Annotated in this window: 14 protein-coding genes and 1 pseudogene; 7 read left to right on the top strand and 8 right to left on the bottom strand. The window is 64.6% G+C overall.

Annotation, left to right across the window (positions count from 1 at the left end; genetic code table 11):
• Positions 1-35: 35 nt before the first annotated feature.
• From AC06DU_RS09765 to AC06DU_RS09750, 4 genes and pseudogenes are all read left to right on the top strand, one after another.
• The gene (locus AC06DU_RS09765; RefSeq protein ID WP_046342487.1) at positions 36-905 is read left to right on the top strand and encodes a CheR family methyltransferase; all 870 of its coding nucleotides are present in this window, start codon (positions 36-38) and stop codon (positions 903-905) included.
• Complete coding sequence (cheD, locus tag AC06DU_RS09760; protein WP_228911210.1) at positions 902-1,498, top strand: chemoreceptor glutamine deamidase CheD; 597 nt, start codon at positions 902-904, stop codon at positions 1,496-1,498. Before AC06DU_RS09765 ends, cheD begins: the two co-directional genes overlap by 4 nt.
• Positions 1,495-2,571, top strand: coding sequence for a protein-glutamate methylesterase/protein-glutamine glutaminase (locus AC06DU_RS09755; RefSeq protein ID WP_039510453.1), 1,077 nt, complete (start codon positions 1,495-1,497; stop codon positions 2,569-2,571). Before cheD ends, AC06DU_RS09755 begins: the two co-directional genes overlap by 4 nt.
• Before the next feature lie 129 nt (positions 2,572-2,700).
• Positions 2,701-4,905: pseudogene (locus tag AC06DU_RS09750) on the top strand (sensor domain-containing protein); the annotation flags it as partial.
• 337 nt (positions 4,906-5,242) lie between these two features.
• Here the strand turns inward: AC06DU_RS09750 and AC06DU_RS09745 are convergent.
• The 4 genes from AC06DU_RS09745 to AC06DU_RS09730 all read right to left on the bottom strand — a co-directional run bounded on the left by AC06DU_RS09745 (position 5,243) and on the right by AC06DU_RS09730 (position 9,616).
• The gene (locus AC06DU_RS09745) at positions 5,243-6,124 is read right to left on the bottom strand and encodes an alpha/beta fold hydrolase (RefSeq protein ID WP_478204256.1); all 882 of its coding nucleotides are present in this window, start codon (positions 6,122-6,124) and stop codon (positions 5,243-5,245) included.
• A 196-nt stretch (positions 6,125-6,320) separates the two neighbouring features.
• Positions 6,321-8,912 (bottom strand): bifunctional aconitate hydratase 2/2-methylisocitrate dehydratase, encoded by a 2,592-nt coding sequence (acnB, locus tag AC06DU_RS09740; protein ID WP_478204254.1) that lies wholly within the window; start codon positions 8,910-8,912, stop codon positions 6,321-6,323.
• A 48-nt stretch (positions 8,913-8,960) separates the two neighbouring features.
• Positions 8,961-9,371, bottom strand: a complete 411-nt coding sequence (locus AC06DU_RS09735) for a type II toxin-antitoxin system VapC family toxin (RefSeq protein WP_024937706.1) — start codon at positions 9,369-9,371, stop codon at positions 8,961-8,963.
• Positions 9,368-9,616 (bottom strand): AbrB/MazE/SpoVT family DNA-binding domain-containing protein, encoded by a 249-nt coding sequence (locus AC06DU_RS09730; RefSeq protein ID WP_016903180.1) that lies wholly within the window; start codon positions 9,614-9,616, stop codon positions 9,368-9,370. Before AC06DU_RS09730 ends, AC06DU_RS09735 begins: the two co-directional genes overlap by 4 nt.
• 151 nt (positions 9,617-9,767) lie before the next feature.
• Between AC06DU_RS09730 and acnA the strand changes: the two genes are divergently transcribed.
• Positions 9,768-12,536 (top strand): aconitate hydratase AcnA, encoded by a 2,769-nt coding sequence (acnA, locus tag AC06DU_RS09725; RefSeq protein ID WP_039527487.1) that lies wholly within the window; start codon positions 9,768-9,770, stop codon positions 12,534-12,536.
• A gap of 211 nt (positions 12,537-12,747) precedes the next feature.
• Here the strand turns inward: acnA and AC06DU_RS09720 are convergent, their stop codons facing one another.
• Positions 12,748-13,197: a Cif family virulence factor gene (locus tag AC06DU_RS09720; protein ID WP_478204252.1), complete on the bottom strand. Its 450-nt coding sequence runs from the start codon at positions 13,195-13,197 to the stop codon at positions 12,748-12,750.
• A gap of 97 nt (positions 13,198-13,294) precedes the next feature.
• Here AC06DU_RS09720 and rpfB point away from each other — a divergent pair, with 97 nt between their 5' ends.
• A complete protein-coding gene (gene rpfB, locus AC06DU_RS09715; RefSeq protein WP_166771266.1) occupies positions 13,295-14,977 on the top strand; it encodes a fatty acyl-CoA ligase RpfB in 1,683 nt (560 codons plus the stop codon).
• A gap of 474 nt (positions 14,978-15,451) precedes the next feature.
• Positions 15,452-16,321 carry a crotonase/enoyl-CoA hydratase family protein gene (locus tag AC06DU_RS09710; RefSeq protein WP_104568489.1) on the top strand — a complete coding sequence of 290 codons (870 nt, stop codon included), beginning with the start codon at positions 15,452-15,454 and terminating at the stop codon, positions 16,319-16,321.
• 55 nt (positions 16,322-16,376) lie between these two features.
• Here the strand turns inward: AC06DU_RS09710 and AC06DU_RS09705 are convergent, their stop codons facing one another.
• The 3 genes from AC06DU_RS09705 to lysS all read right to left on the bottom strand — a co-directional run bounded on the left by AC06DU_RS09705 (position 16,377) and on the right by lysS (position 21,374).
• A complete protein-coding gene (locus AC06DU_RS09705) occupies positions 16,377-18,575 on the bottom strand; it encodes an ATP-binding protein (RefSeq protein ID WP_181097770.1) in 2,199 nt (732 codons plus the stop codon).
• A 4-nt stretch (positions 18,576-18,579) separates the two neighbouring features.
• The gene (gene rpfG, locus AC06DU_RS09700; protein ID WP_029219717.1) at positions 18,580-19,716 is read right to left on the bottom strand and encodes a cyclic di-GMP phosphodiesterase response regulator RpfG; all 1,137 of its coding nucleotides are present in this window, start codon (positions 19,714-19,716) and stop codon (positions 18,580-18,582) included.
• A 140-nt stretch (positions 19,717-19,856) separates the two neighbouring features.
• On the bottom strand, positions 19,857-21,374 hold the full coding sequence (gene lysS / locus AC06DU_RS09695) for a lysine--tRNA ligase (protein WP_046342469.1): 1,518 nt from the start codon (positions 21,372-21,374) through the stop codon (positions 19,857-19,859).
• Positions 21,375-21,409: the final 35 nt, after the last annotated feature.

The following is a 21,409-nucleotide window of genomic DNA, read 5'->3' as shown; positions in this document are numbered from 1 at the left end:
ACATGGCCGATATCCAGTCATAGCTAACGACGCGTATGGATATGACGACCACCTCGACTCCCGCTTCAGACACACGCGAATTTGATTTTGGCGACCGCGATTTCAAGCGCGTCTGCGACCTGATCTATCAGCGTGTCGGCATCGCCCTGGCTCCGGCCAAGCGCGACATGGTGTATGGCCGGTTGTCGCGTCGCCTTCGCGTGCTCGGCCTGCGCTCCTTCCGCGACTACCTGGACCAGCTGGAAGCAGGCAACGACGAGGAGGAATGGCAGGCGTTCACCAACGCGCTGACCACCAACCTGACCTCGTTCTTCCGCGAGCCGCACCACTTCGACAAGCTGCGCGAAGAACTGCAAAAGCGCGCCTCGCAGGCGCCGTTGAAGATCTGGTCGTGCGCGGCCTCCACCGGCGAAGAGCCCTACTCCATCGCCATCACCGCCTGCGAAGCCTTCGGCACCTTGACCCCGCCGGTCAGCATCGTCGCCACCGACGTCGACACCCAGGTGCTGGAGACCGCCTCGCGCGGCGTCTACGCCATCGACCGCGTCGCCTCGCTGGACGCATCGATCAAGCGCAAGTACTTCCAGCGCGGCAGCGGCCCCAACGAAGGCAAGTGCCGGGTCATCCCGGCATTGCGCCAGCTCATCGAATACCGCCAGTTGAACCTGCTGGCACCGCGTTACGACGTGGGCGGCCCGTATGCGGCGTTGTTCTGCCGCAACGTGATGATCTACTTCGACAAACCGACCCAGCGCGGCATCCTGTCGCGGCTGGTCAGCCACATGGGCGACGACGGTCTGCTCTACACCGGGCATTCGGAGAACTACCTGCACGCGGCCGATCTGATCCAGCCGTGCGGGCGCACGCTGTATCGGCGCAGCCCGCGCGCGGGAGCGTCTGCATGAGTACCGCCGTGCAGGTCGACGATGTCATGCGCTACCGCGATTCGCGGTTCCAGACCATCACCGCCAAGCTGTTGCCCACCCAGTACCTGGTGGTCGACGACGACACCGCGTTGACGACCACCTTGGGATCGTGCGTTGCCGCCTGCCTGCGCGACCCGGTCCTGAAGATCGGCGGCATGAATCACTTCCTGTTGCCGGAAGGCCAGGTCGGCGATGGCGCACCCGCGCGTTACGGCAGTTATGCGATGGAGTTGCTGATCAACGACATGCTCAAGCGCGGCGCGCACCGCAAACGTATCGAAGCCAAGGTCTTCGGCGGCGCCAACGTGCTCAAGGGCTTCACCAGCAACCCGGTCGGCACCCGCAACGCCGAGTTCGTGCGCCAGTACCTGCAGGCCGAACACATTCCCATCATTGCCGAAGATCTGTGCGGCATCCATCCGCGCAAGGTGTGGTTCTTCCCGACGACCGGACGCGTGGTCGTGCAGCGCTTGCCGCATGCACACGAAGCCGAAGTCGCCGCCGCCGAATCGGCCGTGCGCGCCAGTCTGTCCAAAGCACCGGTTACCGGTGGAGTGGAGTTGTTCGAATGACGCTGGAAACCCCTGTGCGTGTATTGATCGTCGACGACTCGGCGGTCGTACGCCAGATGCTGACCGAAATTCTTTCGCGCGATGCAGGCATCGAGGTGATCGGCTCGGCCGCCGACCCGATCCTGGCGCGCGAAAAGATCAAACGCCTCAATCCGGACGTAATCACGCTGGATGTGGAAATGCCGCGCATGGACGGTCTGGTGTTTCTGGAAAACCTGATGCGCCTGCGCCCCACCCCGGTGGTGATGATTTCGTCGCTGACCGAGCGCGGCGCCGACACCACCTTGCAGGCCTTGTCGCTGGGTGCGGTGGATTTCGTCTCCAAGCCCAAGATCGACGTCGCACGCGGGCTGGAAGGCTACGCGGAAGAAATCGTCAGCAAGGTCAAGATGGCCTCCAAGGCCAGGGTCAGCGCGCTCAATCGTCCCAGCGCGCCCAAGGTCACCCTGGACATGCAGTCCGCACCGGTTCCCGGCAGCGCGCTGCGCTTCCGCACCACCGACCGCCTGATCGCCATCGGCGCCTCGGCCGGCGGCACCGAAGCCCTGCGCGTGGTGCTCGAACACATGCCCGCCGATGCCCCGGCGGTGGTGATGACCCAGCATCTGCCGGCCAGCTTCAGCACCGCCTTCGCCGAACGCCTCAATCGCCACTCGGCGATGTCGGTGCGCGAGGCCAGCGATGGCGAGGCGATCCTGCCGGGTCACGCCTACCTGCCGCCGGGCGGCCAGCACCTGCGCATCATCCGCGACGGTGCGCGCTGGCGCTGCCGCATCGACGACGGCCCGCCGGTCAATCGCCACAAGCCGGCGGTGGACGTACTGTTCCGCTCCGTCGCCGCCAACGCCGGCCCGAACGCGGTCGGCGCCATCCTCACCGGCATGGGCGACGACGGTGCACGCGGCCTGCTGGAAATGTTGCAGGCCGGTGCGCCCACGCTGGTGCAGGACGAAGCCAGCAGCGTGGTGTGGGGCATGCCAGGCGCCGCCTACAAGCTCGGTGCCGCGCAGGAAGTGGTGCCGCTGAGCCGCGTTGCCGAGCGCCTGATCGCGCTGTCGGCACAGGCGCGTTGATTCGGCATGACCGTTCGTCCCCCGCATCCGGCTGAACAGGCGGCGGTTCCCGGCGTCGCGGTAACCGCATCGCTGGCGACGGCGGAGACGCCGGCAGATCACGCGCCCCTCCCCAGGACGTTCAAGGTCGGGCCGATCACCGCCGGCGTGAGCAGGCCGGACGAACATCCCGATGCCACGCGCTCGCGCCTGCTGGCCGAAGCGCTGGACGGCAGCAGCAGTGCGATCCTGATCTGCGATCTGCAATCGCGCCTGCTCTACGCCAACGACGGCTTCCAGCGCATGTTCGGCTATACCGAAGCCGAACTGGTCGGCAAGCGTCCCTCGGACGTGCTGACCCGCGCGCAAAGCGACCAGGACGAGGTGGCGCGCATCCGCGACCGCGCCGATGCGTTGCAGCAGACCCAGGCCGACCTGCTGGTATACCGCAAGGACGGCACGCCGCTGTGGATTTCGCTCAACTTCAATCCGATCTACGACGCCAGGCATCTGCCGTCGCATTACGTGGCGGTGCTGACCGACATCACCGACACCAAGATGCATGAGGTGCTGCAGCACCGCGTGCTCGAGGCGCTGGTGCAGGAACGGCCGCTGATCGAGGTGATGACGCTGATCTGCACCGAGGTCGAGCGCATCGCACCGGACGTGCTGGCCACGGTCATGAGCGCGGACAACCAGGGCTGCCTGCATTCGCTGGCCGCACCCAGCCTGCCGCCGGAATATGCCGATGCGGTCAACGGGCTGAAGATCGCGCCGGGTGCAGGCGCCTGCGGTACGGCCGCCTGGCGCGGCCGCCCGGTAATGGTGGAAGACATCGCCACCGACCCATTGTTTGCGCAATTCCGCGAACTGCTGCTGCCGATGGGTCTGCGCGCCTGCTGGAGCACACCGATCCGCTCCAACAGCGCACGCGTGCTGGGTACCTTCGCGTTGTACTACCGCAAGGCGCAGCGTGCCGATGCCTGGCACGTACGCCTCACCGATCTGTGCCAGCAGTTGTGCACGCTGGCGCTGGAACGCGAACAGATCCGCCAGCGCGTGCATCAACTGGCGTTCTACGATGCGCTGACCGGCCTGCCCAACCGCATCATGTTCAGCGCACGCGCCGAGCAAGCCCTGACACAGGCCGAATACGCCGGCGAACCGGCCACGTTGATGTTCATCAACATCGACCGCTTCAAGTTGATCAACGACAGCCAGGGCCATGCCGCCGGCGATGGCCTGTTGCGCGACATCGCCTTGCGCATCGGCGAACAGCTGACCGCCACCGCCATGCTGGCGCGCCTGGCCGGCGACGAATTCGCGCTCGCGCTGCCGCAATGCAGTGCCGAGCAGGCCAGTGCCGCCGCAGAACGCGTGCTGGGCACCATCGCCAGGCCGTTGCCGGTCGGGCACATGACCGTGCATCCGTCGGCCAGTATCGGCGTGGCGATGTTTCCCGAAGATGGGCGCGACATCAACATCCTGCTGCGGCATGCCGATCTGGCCATGAACCGCGCCAAGCAGGAAGGCGGTGGACGGTTCCGTTTCTTCAGTTCCGACATGAACCGCATGGCGCAGGAACGCGTTGCGCTGGAAGCGGAACTGCGCCAGGCGATCGACCGCGATCAACTGCAGTTGCACTACCAACCGCAGTTGCACAGCGCCGCACCGCATGCGCTATACGGCGTGGAAGCGCTGTTGCGCTGGAATCATCCGCAGATGGGCGCCATTTCGCCGGCGCGGTTCCTGCCCGTGGCCGAAGAGCAAGGCATGATGCCGCAGCTCAACGACTGGGTGCTGCGCAGCGCCTGCCGGCAGATCGCCGATTGGCGCAAGCGTGGCGTGCCGGTGTCGCGCGTGTCGGTGAACCTGTCGGCGAGCAGCTTCGAAAGCCCGCGCATGCTCAGCGACCTGTTGCGCCTGATCGCCGACATGGGCGTGCAGCCCTCCGACCTCACGCTGGAAATGACCGAGAGCGTGATGCTCTCCGGGCAACCCGGCGTCCTGGAAAACCTGCACGCCATCCGCGAAGCCGGCATCTCGTTGTCGCTGGACGACTTCGGCACCGGCTATTCCAGCCTGAGCCACCTGCATCGCCTGCCGATCGACGAACTCAAGCTGGACATGAGCTTCGTGCGCGACATCGAACACAGCGAAGACGCCCGCGCCCTCACCACCTCGGTGCTGCGCATCGGCGAGCATCTGCGCAAGCACGTGGTTGCCGAAGGCGTGGAAAACGAAGCCCAACGCCTGTTCCTCGCCGACCTCGGCTGCGAAGTGCTGCAGGGCTATCTGTTTTCGCGGCCATTGCCGGCGGCGGCACTGGAAGCCTGGCTGGGTGCGCAGCCTTAGAGCGGCTCACGACACGACCTCCTCGTTCGTCAGGCTGTTCTCATAGCGTTTTACGCACGCATCAGCAGATCGAAGCAAACTGCCAGAAGGCAAAGCATCTGATCTGGTGCTTCTGTGCAGGGCCCTTGCCCGCCCACCCTCGCAGGACACGCTGCAAGTACATCCCTGTAGGCGCTTACGCGGCATCCATGCCGCGCAAGGTCCGGCGACGGTGCGCAGGCAAGGACCAAGTGAGGTGGTCGGTGCTCATCGTTGCAAGCAGCGCCAACTGAGGTGGCCGGTGCTCATGCTTGCAAGCAACGCATGGTGTCGTTCTGATTGCCAGATCAGCGGCACATCATGAGAGCGATGCCTGTGCCTGACTGTTGTCTTCAAGCGCGCGCCTTTGCATCCGCGTCGAATCCGATGCCACGGTGCGCTTCAACCAACCCAGCAATTGCGCAGTGACGAAGGCCGGATTCTCCAGCGATGCGATGTGCCCGGCATCGGGGATCAGCTCATAGTCGCACCCGATCACCTCGGCCATCAGCCACAGCTCTTCGGGCGGGCGCGGAATATCGTCTGCGCCGCCGAGCAGGAAGGTGCTGGCCGGATTCAGCGCGGACATCGCCTCCAGGCGATCCGCGCGCCCGAAGATCAGCCGGCCCAGCGGCACGATCGAGGTGCGCAACTGCTCGGCCGACAGCGCCGCCAGACGCTGCGCAAACGCAGCCGGCAGCGCGGAATTCAGATCGATGCCGGGGCGGAAAAAGATCGGCACGATCGCCTCGATCAACGCAGGCGTCACCTGCCCGGCTGCTTCGATCGCATCGAGCAAAGCGAAATAACGCGTTTGCGTGGCCTGCGGCTCGGCACCCAGGAAGGTATCCATCAGCACCAGGCTGCGCACACGCTGCGGTGCCAGCAGCGCCAGCTCGGCGCCCCACATGCCGCCGACCGACAGGCCGACCACTGCGCATTGCGGTAGCTCCAGCGCATCCAGCAACAGCAGCATCTGCCTGGCAAGGTCGCCCATCGTCTGCGTGCCCGCTGGCAGTGCCGCCGATTGCCCGTGCCCCCACAACTCGGGAACGATGACCCGATAGTGCGGCGAGAGCGCCTGGATCTGCGGTTCCCACATGGCCGCGTCCCAGAGATAACTGTGGCCAAGCAACACCGGAAACCCTTGACCGTATTGTGCGTAATGCAGCGTTTGACCAGCGATCGTGCAAGTAGGCATTGGAGATCAATCAGAGCGATGGGAGCGGCGCCACTCTAGACCTGCCGACTTCAGATTTTTGTTGCAATGCGACAGACGAGTTAACTGCGATTGCCTTAACTTCCGACATTACGCAGCCAAAACGAAGTCATCGCCCGAATAACGAAAAACGCCCGGCGTTGCCGGGCGTTTTCGAACAGCTGAGCAACCAGCTGGATCAGGCAGCGACGGTGTCGGCCACGTCCTGATATTCCTGGATCTGATCGAAGTTCATGTAGCGGTAGATCTGATCGCCACTGGTCTTGATCACGCCCACATCGGCCATGTACTCGTCCTTGGTCGGGATGCGGCCCAGACGCGAGCAGATCGCCGCCAGTTCCGCCGAACCCAGGTACACGTTGGTGTTGCGGCCCAGACGATTCGGGAAGTTACGCGTGGAGGTGGAGAACACCGTGGCGCCCTCGCGTGCCTGCGCCTGGTTGCCCATGCACAGCGAGCAGCCCGGCATTTCCATGCGTGCACCGGCCGCGCCGAAGGTACCGTAATGGCCTTCCTTGGTCAGCTCGGAGGCGTCCATCTTGGTCGGCGGTGCAACCCACAGACGGGTCGGGATATCGCGCTTGCCTTCCAGCAACTTGGCAGCGGCACGGAAGTGACCGATGTTGGTCATGCACGAACCGATGAACACCTCGTCGATCGCCGCACCGGCCACGTCGGACAGCGTCTTGACGTCGTCCGGGTCGTTCGGGCACGCCACGATCGGCTCGTGGATGTCGGCCAGGTCGATCTCGATGACGGCGGCGTACTCGGCGTCGGCATCGGGCTGCAGCAGCTGCGGATCGGCCAGCCACTCTTCCATCTTCTTGATGCGGCGGCCCAGCGTGCGCGCATCGGCATAGCCTTCGGCAATCATCCAGCGCAGCAGGGTGATGTTGCTGGTCAGGTATTCGATGATCGGCGCCTTGTCCAGGTGCACGGTGCAACCGGCCGCCGAACGCTCGGCCGAGGCATCGGACAGCTCGAACGCCTGCTCCACCTTCAGGTTCGGCAGGCCTTCGATTTCCAGGATGCGGCCGGAGAAGATGTTCTTCTTGCCCTGCTTGGCCACGGTCAGCAGACCGTCCTTGATCGCGTACAGCGGGATCGCGTTGACCAGGTCACGCAAGGTCACACCCGGCTGCATCTCACCCTTGAAGCGCACCAGCACGCTCTCGGGCATGTCCAGCGGCATCACTCCGGTGGCGGCGGCGAAGGCCACCAGGCCGGAGCCGGCCGGGAACGAGATGCCGATCGGGAACCGCGTGTGCGAGTCGCCACCGGTACCGACGGTGTCAGGCAGCAGCATGCGGTTGAGCCAGCTGTGGATCACGCCATCGCCCGGACGCAGCGACACGCCGCCACGGGTGGAGATGAACTCCGGCAGGGTGTGGTGGGTCTTGACGTCGACCGGCTTCGGATAAGCGGCGGTGTGGCAGAACGACTGCATCACCAGGTCGGCCGAGAAGCCCAGGCAGGCCAGGTCCTTGAGCTCGTCGCGGGTCATCGGGCCGGTGGTGTCCTGCGAGCCCACCGAGGTCATCTTCGGCTCGCAATAGGTACCCGGGCGCATGCCCTGGCCTTCCGGCAAGCCGCAGGCGCGGCCGACCATCTTCTGCGCCAGCGAAAAGCCCTTGCCGGTGTCCGGCGGGTCCATCGGCAGGCGGAACAGGTCCGAGGCCGGCAGGCCCAGGAACTCGCGCGCCTTGGCGGTCAGGCCGCGGCCGACGATCAGCGGAATGCGGCCACCGGCGCGCACTTCGTCGAACAGCACATCCGACTTCATCGCGAACTCGGCGATCACCTGCCCGTTCTTCAGCGCCTTGCCGTCGTACGGACGCAGCTCGACCACATCGCCGTGCTCCATCTGCGACACGTCCAGCTCGATCGGCAACGCGCCGGCGTCTTCCATCGTGTTGTAGAAGATCGGGGCGATCTTGCTGCCCAGGCACACGCCGCCGAAGCGCTTGTTCGGAATGAACGGAATGTCCTCGCCGGTCCACCACAGCACCGAGTTGGTCGCCGACTTGCGCGAGGAACCGGTACCGACCACATCGCCCACGTAGGCAACCAGATGGCCCTTGTCCTTGAGATCGGCGATGGCCTGGATCGGGCCGCGCTTGCCGTCTTCTTCCGGCTCGAAGGCCGCGCCGTCGCGCTTGTTCTTCAGCATCGCCAGCGCGTGCAGCGGGATGTCCGGGCGCGTGGTCGCATCCGGAGCCGGCGACAGGTCGTCGGTGTTGGTCTCGCCCGGCACCTTGAACACGGCGACGGTCATGCTCTGCGGCACTTCCGGCTTGCTGGTGAACCACTCGGCGTCGGCCCAGCTCTGCAGCACGGCCTTGGCATGCGCATTACCGGCTTCGGCCTTTTCCTGCACGTCGTGGAAGGCGTCGAACACCAGCAAGGTGTGCTTGAGCGCTTCGGCGGCGGTTGCGCCCAGCTCGGCGTTGTCGAGCAGGTCGATCAGCGGCTGGATGTTGTAGCCGCCCAGCATGGTGCCGAGCAGCTCGGTCGCACGGGTGGGGCTGATCAGCGCGGTTTTCTCGGTGCCGAAGGCCACCGCGGCCAGGTACGAAGCCTTGACCTTGGCGGCATCGTCGACGCCGGCCGGCACGCGCTGGCTGAGCAGCTCGACCAGGAATTCTTCTTCGCCCGCCGGCGGAGCCTTCAGCAGCTCGATGACCTCGGCGGTCTGCTGCGCGGTCAGCGGCAGCGGCGGGATACCGAGCGCGGCGCGCTCTGCAACGTGGTGGCGGTAGGCTTCCAACATGCGGATTCTCCGAAAGACAACAGTGAATGTGTAGACGCGAAACGTGGATCAGCTTGCGGGTTTGGGAACAACGATCTTCAAACCCTTGAAGTAGTCGCGGAAAAAGCCCTCGTCGCGGGTGATCAACCCGTCGCACTGGAGCAGCGCGTGGGCGCCGATCAGGAAATCGGCCACCACCCTCTCGCGTTTGCCGCCGCGCGCGCGGAAGCGCTTGTTCATATGGCCGGCGCGCACCGCCGCCGCTTCCTGGGTGGCTTCGTAACGCACCCCGATCGAGGCCAGGGTTTCCATCAGGTCGACCTGGGTATCGAGCATGGCCAGCACCTCGGCCACCACTGCATCGCAGACCACCACCTCGTCGCGCGCCAGCGCATCGCCGATGCAGATCTCCGACACCTCGCCGTAGACCGCATCGCCGACCAGGATGTCCAGCAGCACCGATGAATCCAGGGCGATCATGGGTCGAACGGATCCCCGGGGGCGCGGCCGCGGATGGCGCGCATCGCCTCGTCGGTGCTGGTCAGCCCGTCGACCAGCTTGAACTTGCCGCGCACCTTGCGCAGTGCCTCGCTGACGTCCTTGCGCAGGATGATGCGCCCGCCGTCGAGCTCGATCTTGAGCGTGGTGCCCTTGGTCAGGCCCAGGGCATCGCGCACGGCCTTGGGCAGCGTGATCTGTCCGCGTTCGGCAACTGTGGCTTCCATGGAGGTGACCCCGGCAGAAAGTATGCGCCAATTTTACATACTTGACTTGTCGTACTCAAGGCCACATACCCTGTCCTGCAACCGAACGTACACACTGAATTGGTCACACTGTTCCAAACAGACCTACAGCCTGCAGCCATAGGAGTGATGCATGAGCGATTCCTTTTCCACCCGCACCTCGCTTGAGGTCCACGGCAAGCGCTACGAGTACTACAGCCTGCCGAAGCTGGGCGAGCGCTTCGATATCGGCCATCTGCCCTATTCGATGAAGATCCTGCTGGAGAACCTGCTCCGGCATGAGGACGGCGGTGTCACCGTCGGCAAGGACCATATCGAAGCGGTCGCCAAGTGGGACCCCACCGCCGAGCCCGATATCGAAATCGCCTTCATGCCCGCCCGCGTGGTGCTGCAGGACTTCACCGGCGTGCCATGCGTGGTCGACCTGGCCGCGATGCGCGATGCCGTGGTCAAGCTCGGCGGCAACGCCGACCAGATCAACCCGCAGATCCCCTCCGAACTGGTTATCGACCACTCGGTGCAGGTGGACGTGTTCGGCTCGGCCGATGCGCTCGACCTCAACGGCAAGATCGAATTCCAGCGCAACCAGGAACGCTACGGCTTCCTGCGCTGGGGCCAGAAGGCATTCGAAAACTTCAAGGTGGTGCCACCCAACACCGGCATCGTCCACCAGGTGAACCTGGAGAATCTGGCGCGCGTGGTGATGAGCGCGGACAAGGACGGAACACAGATCGCCTACCCGGACACCGTGTTCGGCACCGACAGCCATACCACCATGATCAACGGCATCGGCGTGCTGGGCTGGGGCGTGGGCGGGATCGAGGCCGAGGCCGCGATGCTGGGGCAGCCCTCGTCGATGCTGATCCCGCAGGTGGTCGGCTTCAAGCTCAGCGGCAAGCTGCCCGAAGGCGCCACCGCCACCGATCTGGTGCTCACCGTCACCCAGATGCTGCGCAAGGCCGGCGTGGTCGGCAAGTTCGTCGAGTTCTACGGCGAAGGCCTGCAGCATCTGCCGCTGGCCGACCGCGCCACCATCGGCAACATGGCACCGGAATACGGCGCCACCTGCGGCATCTTCCCGGTCGACGACGAATCGCTGACCTATCTGCGCCTGTCCGGCCGCAGCGAGGAGCAGATCGCGCTGGTCGAGGCCTATGCCAAGGCGCAGGGCCTGTGGCACGACGCCAACACCCCTCCGGCGCAGTACAGCGCCACGCTGGAGCTGGACATGGGCGAGGTCAAGCCGTCGCTGGCCGGCCCCAAGCGCCCGCAGGACCGCGTGCTGCTGGAAGACATGCAGTCCAACTTCCGCGAGAGCCTCAAGCCGTTCGTGGACGCGCGCAGCAAGCGCCTGACCGATATCAAGCAGGAAGACCGGCTGAAGAACGAAGGCGGCGGCGGCACTGCGGTCGGCGCCAAGGCAGCGCAGGCCGAGAGTTCCACCGACAGCGGTGCCGGCTGGCAGCTGCGCGACGGCTCGGTGGTGATCGCCGCGATCACCTCGTGCACCAACACCTCCAACCCGGCAGTGATGCTGGGCGCCGGCTTGCTCGCGCGTAACGCGGCGGCCAAGGGGCTGAAAGCGCAGCCGTGGGTGAAGACTTCGCTCGGGCCTGGCTCGCGCGTGGTCACCGATTACCTGAGCAAGGCCGGCGTGCTCGCCGATCTGGAAACGCTCGGTTTCTACGTGGTCGGCTACGGCTGCACCACCTGCATCGGCAACTCCGGCCCGCTGCCGGACGATGTGTCTGCGGCGATCGCCAAGGACGACCTGGTGGTGTCTTCGGTGTTGTCGGGCAACCGCAACTTCGAAGGCCGCGTGCATCCCGAAGTGAAGATGAACTACCTCGCCTCGCCGCCGCTGGTGGTGGCGTATGCAATCGCCGGTACCACCGACATCAACCTCACCACCGATCCGCTGGGCACCGGTAGCGACGGGCAGCCGGTGTATCTGCGCGACATCTGGCCGAGCAACAAGGAAATCGGCGACACCATCGCCGCCACCGTCGGCCCGGAAATGTTCAAGCAGAACTATGCCGACGTGTTCAAGGGCGATAGCCGCTGGAACACCATCGCCTCCCCGGATGGTGCGCTGTACGAATGGGACGCGGCCTCGACCTACATCAAGAACCCGCCCTACTTCGACGGCATGACCATGCAGGTCGGCCATGTCGAGGACGTGCACGGTGCGCGCATCATGGGCCTGTTCGGCGACTCGATCACCACCGACCACATCTCGCCGGCCGGCAACATCAAGAAGGATTCGCCAGCGGGCCGCTTCCTGCAGGAACGCGGCGTGCAACCTGCCGACTTCAACAGCTACGGCAGTCGCCGCGGCAATGACGACGTGATGGTGCGCGGTACCTTCGCCAACATCCGCATCAAGAACCTGATGTTCGGCGGCGAAGAAGGCGGTAACACGCTGTACTACGGAAAGGACGGCGCGGCACCGGAAAAACTGGCGATCTACGATGCGGCAGTGAAGTACAAGGCCGACGGCGTGCCGCTGGTGGTGCTGGCCGGCAAGGAATACGGCACCGGCTCCTCGCGCGACTGGGCGGCCAAGGGCACCAACCTGCTCGGCGTCAAGGCGGTGATCGCCGAGAGCTTCGAGCGTATCCATCGCTCCAACCTGGTCGGCATGGGCGTGCTGCCGCTGCAGTTCCTGGAGAACGAAAACGCGCAGACGCTCGGCCTGGATGGTTCCGAAGTGCTGGACATTACCGGCCTGCAGGACGGCGCCAGCCGCCGTGCCACCGTGGATGCCAGAAAGTCCGACGGCAGCGTCAAGCAGTTCCAGGTCAAGGTGCTGCTGCTGACGCCCAAGGAAGTGGAGTACTTCAAGCACGGCGGCCTGCTGCAGTACGTGCTGCGCCAACTGGCCGCACGCAAGGCAGCCTGATCGCAAGGCGCGCTGCGCCATCAGCTCGACGACACTCCCGCCACCTGGCGGGAGTGTCGTTTTGGGTGGCCAGAACTTGCCGACGCTGGACGGGCGAACCATCGTCGGACGCAGCAAGACGCTGCACACAAACGCAGCGCGACGGGGAGATACCTTGCCACCAGACACCGGTCGCGCTCGCCTGGCGATGCGCACACTGGAGTCGCCGTGCTCAGCGCCCCGCGGGCTCCCATTGCGCGTGCGTCAGCTGCCAGTCGCCGTCCTGCAGGCGCCAGCCGGTGGTCACCTGATAGGTCTGTGCCTGCTCGGGCAGCCAGTGCCCGCCGCCACCGGTCAGCAGCGCGGTGAAGCGCACGCGCGCGGTGTCATCGCGCAGTTGCACATCCACCGGCCCCAGGGTCACGCCGATGCGGCGGTTGCCCAGCATCTGCAGTTGCATCAAGCGCCGCAGGCTGGCTGCGTCCAGTCCTTGTTCGCCGACAAAGTCCTCGGCCACCGGCGCCATCGCCGCGCCAATCTGCCGCGCCTCGATCGCCTGATGCATCGCTTCCAGTGTTGTGCGCAGCCGTTGCTCCGGTGCGGCACGCGTGCAACCGCTCAAGGCCACGACCAAAATCGCGACCAGCCCGACCCGCCACCACGCTTGAATGCTGCTCTGCATCACGCTTCGCCTTTTCCATCCATGACGGTATGCTGCCCGCTGTTGTAGTGCCGTGGAACACACCGCGTCACGTACCGAATACCCTGGAGGGGGGCAGATGAATCAGGCACGTCCTTGGTTGCAAAGTTATCCGGCCGGCGTCGCCGCCGAGATCGATCTGGAGCAGTTCCGTACCGTGGCCGAGGTGTTCGCCACCTCGGTCAAGCGGTTTGCCGACCGCCCCGCGTATCACAGCTTCGGCAAGACCATCACCTATCGCGAAGCTGACCAACTGGTCGAGCAGTTCGCCGCCTATCTGCTTGGCGAACTGCAGTTGAAGAAAGGCGACCGCGTCGCCCTGATGATGCCCAACTGCCTGCAGTATCCGGTCGCCACCTTCGGCATCCTGCGTGCCGGTCTAACCGTGGTCAACGTCAATCCGCTGTACACCCCGCGCGAGCTGAAGCATCAGCTGATCGACTCCGGCGCCAGCGTGCTGGTGGTGATCGACAACTTCGGCACCACCGTGCAGCAGGTCATCGCCGACACCCCGGTCAAGCAGGTGATCACCACCGGGCTGGGCGACATGCTCGGCTTCCCGAAAGCGGCGCTGGTCAATTTCGTCGTCAAGTACGTCAAGAAGCTGGTGCCCGATTACCGCATCAATGGCGCGATCCGTTTCCGCGACGCACTGGCGCTGGGCCGCAAGCACAGCGTGCCGACCTTGCAGATCGAGCCCGACGACATCGCCTTCCTGCAGTACACCGGCGGCACCACCGGCGTGGCCAAGGGCGCGATGCTCACCCACCGCAATCTGGTGGCCAACATGCAGCAGGCCCATCAGTGGCTTGCCGGCACCGGCAAGCTGGAAGAAGGCGCCGAGGTGGTGATCACCGCGCTGCCGCTGTACCACATCTTCGCATTGACGGCCAACGGCCTGGTCTTCATGAAGATCGGCGGCTGCAATCACCTGATCAGCAATCCGCGCGACATGCCCGGCTTCGTCAAGGAACTGAAGAAGACCCGCTTCACCGCCTTCACCGGGGTCAACACGCTGTTCAACGGCCTGCTCAATACCCCCGGCTTCGATCAGGTGGATTTCTCCTCGCTCAAGATGACCCTGGGCGGCGGCATGGCGGTGCAACGTTCGGTCGCCGAACGCTGGAAAAAAGTCACCGGCCTGACCCTGGTCGAGGCCTACGGCCTGACCGAAACCTCGCCGGCCGCGTGCATCAACCCGATGGACCTGAAGGACTACAACGGCTCGATCGGCCTGCCGATTCCGTCCACCGATGCCTGCATCAAGGACGACGCCGGCGCGGCGCTGCCATTGGGCGAGATCGGCGAGCTGTGCATCAAGGGCCCGCAGGTGATGAAGGGCTACTGGAAGAAGCCCGAAGAAACCGCCAAGGTCATGGATGCCGACGGCTGGCTGCATACCGGCGATATCGCGCGGATGGACGAACAGGGCTTCGTCTACATCGTCGACCGCAAGAAGGACATGATCCTGGTGTCCGGCTTCAACGTGTATCCGAACGAGATCGAGGACGTGATTGCCGAGATGCCCGGCGTGCTGGAAGTGGCCGCCGTCGGCGTACCGGACGAGAAGTCCGGCGAGATCGTCAAGGCCGTCATCGTGAAGAAGGACCCTGCCCTGACCGCCGACGCCGTCAAGGCGCACTGCCGCGCCAACCTGACCGGCTACAAGCAGCCGCGAGTGATCGAATTCCGCAAGGAACTGCCGAAAACCAACGTCGGCAAGATCCTGCGCCGCGAATTGCGGGATACGCCCAAGGGATAATCCACCTACGCCAGCGCAGATCGACAGCCACCCGGCTGTCATCCAACGCCCGTACTGCCGCCAGGCTTGCGGGCGTTTGCTTTTGCACGCTTCGGACGGAACGTTCGTTTCGGACGGCCAGCGTGCGACGACGCGCGCGCCGGAATAAGGGCCGATTTGCACTTGGTTATCTGCGCCGTTCCGATGCATGGAAATACCATGCGTTTTTAAAGCTCATGACAGTCCCCCAGGGAGTACTTCGGTGGACCCGGAACGCAGAATCACGGAACACATAATTTCAAGAATGTGCAATTCACAATAAACTACTTTTGCTTGCGGAAATTCACTGAAAGATTCAGGTCATAGGGCTCACCGGATAGAAAGGAAGCCCTCTGCGTTCATGGAGATAGTGCCGGTGTAGCATCGATTTGGAGTGGATCGTGCGCGCCCGCCGGCATCCACTCTCCCATCGCGGGCCCTCCCAGGATCATGCCCATGAACACGATTGAAAAGCGCTACCTCGGCCGTCCTCACTCCACCATTCGTGTTGACTCATCGGTCGCCGACGGCACCCACTGGTTGTTTATGCATGCGGACGCGGATGCCGGAGTACGGCCGTGCTGCCGGACCGACTTGCTGGAAGACATGTGGGAGATCATGAGCACCATTACCCGCGCTCCGCATGAGCGTCGCACCGGCGAGCTCCGCCATTTCGTACTGGCCTCCGACGCGAACGCATTCAATCTCGGCGGCGATCTGGACCTGTTCGCACGCTTGATCCGCGAACAGAATCGCGAGCAGCTCATGCGTTATGCGATTCGCTGCGTGGAAGGCGTCCATCACCTGCATGTCGGCTTCGGTGGGGACGTACGCAGCATTGCGCTGCTGCAAGGCGATGCATTGGGAGGCGGGCTGGAGATGGCCCTGGCCTGCCACACCATCGTTGCCGAGGAAGGCATCGGCATGGGGCTGCCCGAGGTCCTGTTCGGCCTGTTTCCGGGCATGGGCGCGTATTCCTTCCTGTGCCGTCGCGTTTCGCCCCAACTGGCAGAGAAGATCATTCTCGATGGACGCATCTACAGCAGCGAAGAGATGCATGCGATGGGGATCGTGGACGTGCTGGTGCCCAAGGGACAGGGCGTCGCGGCTACCCAGACCCTCATCCGCCAGCAGAAGCGCATCTCCAATTCCTATCTGGCAATGAACGCGGCGCGCAATCTGGCACAGGCAGTGCCTTACGACGAATTGCTGCGCATTACCGAAGTCTGGGTCGACACGGCGCTGGCACTGAGCGACAAATCGCTGCGTACGATGGACCGCCTGGTCAAGGCACAAAATCGCCGAGCCGGCGCAAGCGTTGCCTGATTTTTGGTCGATCCAATACTGGGGGAATCAGGCCCGGCCGATGGCCGGGCTTTGCTCAGCCCGAATCGCCGTTGCCCGTGACGTCGCCATCGGATGCTTTCTGGGCCCGCAGGGCAAGCGCTTCGCGTCCTTGCATCAACCCGTGATTGAGCTGCTCCAGCCGCTGCCGCCATTCGGCGCGTAACTGGGCTTCGGAAAGCCGCATCAACTCACCGCCCTGCTCGGCCAGTCCGACCAGCCCGAGATTGCTGGACACCCCCTTGACGGCATGCGCATGCTCGCGCAACCGCTCCCAGTCCTGGTCGGCGGCGGCCTTGCCAAGCTGCACCACACAGGCAGCCGCATCGCTGAGGCACTGTTGGATGAACTCGCGTTCGAATTCCTTCCCCATGCCCAGTTCGGCCAGTTCGTCCAGGACCGCAGGATCGAGCACCACACCGCTCAACGCCGGGCCACGCTGGACGATGACCGGATCGGCCTGACGCAACTTCTGGTTGACGGCAATGTCGGCCAGGGTGTCCAGCAGCTTGACCGCCGCAACGGGCTTTGCCAGAAATGCATATGCACCCGCTTGCTCGCAACTGCGAATCGACTCGGGTGTCACGTCGGCACTCAGCACCACCACCGGGGTGCCCGGTTTGCCACCCGCCTGCATGACCCGCAGTTGCTTGAGCATGTCCAGGCCGCTGACGCCGGGCATGTGCAGGTCGACGATGGCGGCGTCGTAGTCGGTTTCGGCCAACGCGTCCAGCACGGCCTCACCCCCATCCACGCAGGTCACGCGATGTCCCGCTTTCTGCAACAGCCGCTGCAGGACCAGGCGGTTGGCCAGGTGATCGTCTGCCACCAGGATCATCATGCTGCGTACGCGGGCACGGTGGCGCAGGAATGGATCGGCAAACGCGATCACGTTGCCCGGGATCGTTGTGGCATCGGCGTCCTGCAACACGGGCGGTGTCGAGGTGGCCGGCTTGGCGGTCGCCGGACCGAACGGGAGCTCGAACCAGAACAGGCTACCGCCTTCTGGATTTTCATCGAAACCGATTGCGCCGCCCATCGACTGGACCAGTCCCCGCGCGATGGTCGTTCCCAGCCCGCTGCCTTCGAACCGCCGGGCCAGTCCGGTATCGGCCTGTTCGAAGGCCTCGAACAGGCGCGGGCGCATGTCGACCGGCACGCCGATACCGGTATCCAGAATCTCGAACCGCAGCCGCAGTCCGGCGCGGGCATGCACTGCGGTCGCCGCCTGGGCATTGCTGACCGCCACGGTCAGCTGCACGCGGCCATGATCGGTGAACTTGACCGCATTGCCGACCAGATTGAGCAGGATTTGCTGCAGGTGGATCGCATCCCCATGCAAGAGCGTCGGCACGTCCTCTGCCACGTTCGCCCGGTAGTCCAGGCCCTTGGTCTTCGCCTGCGGTTCCAAGATCAGCGCAATGGCCTGCAGCGTATCGCGCAATGCGAAATCGGACGCATTGATGCGGAGCTTGCCAGCTTCGATGGCCGAGATGTCCAGCACCTCCTCCACCAGCGCCAGCAGACTGCGTGTGGAGGCTTGAATGGTTTTCAGGCATTCGCGCTGCTCATCGTCCAGACGCGTCGTTGCCAATACCTCGGTCATGCCGGACAGACCGTTCAACGGTGTCCGAAACTCGTGACTCATGTTGGCCAGAAAGCGGCTCTTGGCCTCGCTGGCGCGGCGCGCCTCGGCGGTTGCACGGGTCAACTGCCGCAGCAGACTGGAGAAATACAGCGGAACGGCGGCCAGACCAACCGCAAGCCCGACCCCAAGGCGCTGGTTGCGTTGCCAGTATTCGGTCATCGACAGCGTCGTGGAAAAGCTCACCACCGCCATTGCCACCGCAAGATACAGATAGCGGTTGCCGTAGCGCAGGCCATTACCGACGGTGACCCACATCACCACGACATAGACCCAGGCCAGCGGCTCGCCCATCTGGATCATGCCGGCCGCCATCAACCCGTAATCGGCCAGCATGCCCAGGATGCGACGCGCATCCGAGCGGTCGGGTCGCCACAGCAGCCATCCGAACAACGCCAGGCCAAGCCCGAGACCTGTCAGCACGATGACCAAGACACCGGTGTGCTGGTGCAGCGGCAAACTGTGCCGGACACTCGGCACGAGGACGTACGACAGGATCAGGCTGATCAGAACGATGCGGACGATCGCCTGGCCATGTTCGCTGTCAGGTCGATTCATCAACCGCTGCCGGATCCTTCCGAACGGATTCATAGCCTTACACCCCGGGTCGTGCCGATGCGGTCGAGAATTCGCCGCAGATCTGGTCCAGCTGCGCGCGGCCGCGCAGCAGCGCATCCACACAGCGTGGGTCGAACAGGCGACCGCGTTGTGCGTAGAGATAAGCCAGCGCGGCGTCCATGGTCCAGGCCTCCTTGTACGGGCGCGGCGACAACAGCGCGTCGAAGACGTCGGCCACCGCCACGATGCGCGCTTCCAGCGGAATCGCCTCGCCCACCAGTCCATCCGGATAGCCGGTGCCGTCGTAGCGCTCGTGGTGACGCAGCGCGATCAGGGCGCCGACCTGGATGAAGCGGTTCTGGCTGCCGCTGAGCAGCTCGTAGCCGATCCGCGGATGCCGCTTCATGATGCTCATCTCGTCGTCGGTGAGCTTGCCCGGCTTGAGCAGCACCGCATCGGGAATGGCGATCTTGCCCATGTCGTGCAGCGGTGCGGCCATCTCGATGATGCGCACTTCTTCTTCCGACAAGCCGAGCTGCTCGGCGATCAGGCCGGCCACGTGCGACATGCGCTCCAGGAAGGCGCTGGTGCCCGAATCGCGGTACTCGATGGCACGCGCCAGCCGCGACAGCGTCTCGCGTTCGCGCTCCTCGACCTCGTTCATGCTGGCCAGCAGACGCTGCTCCAGCGACAGTGCGCGTTGCTTGACGCTTTCGCTCTGCTGACGCAGCTGCAGCAAATTGGCGCAGCGCGCACGCAGTTCGCGCGGGCGGATCGGCTTGACCAGGAAATCGATCACGCCCGCTTCCAGCGCCGCCTGGCGGATCGGCTCGTCGCCGACGATGGTGATCAGGATGATCGGAATATCGCGATGGCTGGGCAGCCGGCGCAGACGCCGGGCGAACTCCAGCCCATCCATGCCGGGCATGCGGTAGTCGAGCAGCAACAGATCCACCCGTCCGGCCTCGCACCACGCCAGCGCGTCGAGCGGGTCACCGAAATCGTAGACTTTCAACTCCGGTGCGATGTCCTCGATGACGTGGCGCAGCATCGTCCGCGCAGACATCTGGTCATCGACAATGACGATGTTCAATCCCAGATCCGCCTTTTCCGACCAGCTTCCCGATGGATCCGCCGACGATACGCCGGCAAGATTACCCAAAACATCCTGCATAGCCGTTGCTCCTCTATCCCGAGAACGGAAAAGCGATGACGCCGGCCGCTGTGCCGACTCCCCCGACGATACGCCATTCGGGGCTCCGCTCTAGCATATGCAGTATCTGTGCCGTCGGCACGCCGACGGCACAAAAAAGATCAGGCTTCCGGACGCATGTACGGGAACAGCAGCACATCGCGGATCGAGGTGCTGCCTGTCAGCAGCATCACCAGCCGGTCGATACCGATGCCCAGGCCGCCGGTCGGCGCCATGCCGTACTCCAACGCACGGATGTAATCGGCGTCGTAATGCATCGCTTCGTCGTCTCCACCGTCCTTGGCCTGCACCTGCGCCTGGAAGCGCGCGGCCTGGTCTTCCGGGTCGTTGAGCTCGGAGAAGCCATTGGCGAGCTCCTTGCCGTTGATGAACAGCTCGAAGCGGTCGGTGTACCCCGGCTCGGTGTCGCTGGAACGCGCCAGCGGCGACACCTCGACCGGGTGGTCGGTGATGAAGGTCGGCTGCACCAGGGTGTGTTCCACGGTGGCCTCGAAGATCTCCAGCAGCAACTTGCCCCAGCCGTAGGACGGCTTGACCTTGATTTTCAGCCGTTCGCAATGGCGCAGCAGCGCATCGCGATCGGTGCAATCGGCCGCGCTGATCTCCGGATTGTGGTGACGAACGGCCTCATCCATGCGCCAGCGCCGGAAAGCCGGCGCCAGATCAATGGCGGCGCCGTCCCAGTTCACCTGGGCGGTGCCCAATACCGACTGCGCGGTGTCGCGGATCACCTGCTCGGTCAGGTCCATGATCTCGTGGTACGTGGCATAGGCCTCGTAGAGTTCGAGCATGGTGAACTCGGGGTTGTGCCGGGTCGACACGCCCTCGTTGCGGAAGTTGCGGTTGATCTCGTAGACCCGCTCCAGCCCACCGACCACCAGCCGCTTGAGGTACAGCTCCGGCGCCACGCGCAGGTACAGGTCCAGATCCAGCGCGTTGTGGTGGGTGGTGAACGGCTTGGCGGTGGCGCCACCGGGGATGTAATGCATCATCGGCGTTTCCACTTCCAGGAAGCGGCGCGTATCCAGCCAGGCGCGGATCGCGCGGATGATCCTGGAGCGCTTGATGAAGACCTCGCGCGCCTCCGGGGTGACGATCAGATCGACGTAGCGCTGGCGATAGCGCTGCTCCACGTCCGACAGGCCGTGCCACTTGTCCGGCAACGGACGCAGCGACTTGGTCAGCAGGCGCAACGCACTGGCCTTGACCGACAGCTCGCCGGTCTTGGTGCGGGTCAGCCCGCCCTCCACCGCCACGATGTCGCCGACATCCCAGCCCTTGAACGCGGCATAGGCATCGCCCAGCACATTGCCCTGCAGGAACAGCTGCACGCGCCCGGACTCGTCCTGGATCTGCGCAAAGCTGGCCTTGCCCATCACCCGCTTGGCCATCAGGCGGCCGGCCATCCTGACCGTGCGCCCGCTCGCTTCCAGCGCTTCGGATGTCCAGGTGTCGGCATCGGCAAATTCGGCCTGCAGATCGCCGGCGAAGTGTTCGCGCACGAAATCGTTGGGATAGGCGATGCCCTGGCCGCGCAACGCGCCCAGTTTCGCGCGACGCTCGGCGATGAGGCTGTTCTCGTCGGCGGGGATCTGCGGCGCGGGGGTCTGCTCGGTCATGGCGGGAATCGGTCTGCGATAGGTCGGGCGCGTGC

The sequence above is a fragment of the Xanthomonas sp. NCPPB 3200 genome, assembly GCF_056393585.1.
Note: the sequence above shows the minus strand (reverse complement) of the source record. Positions and strands in the feature narration are given on the sequence as shown.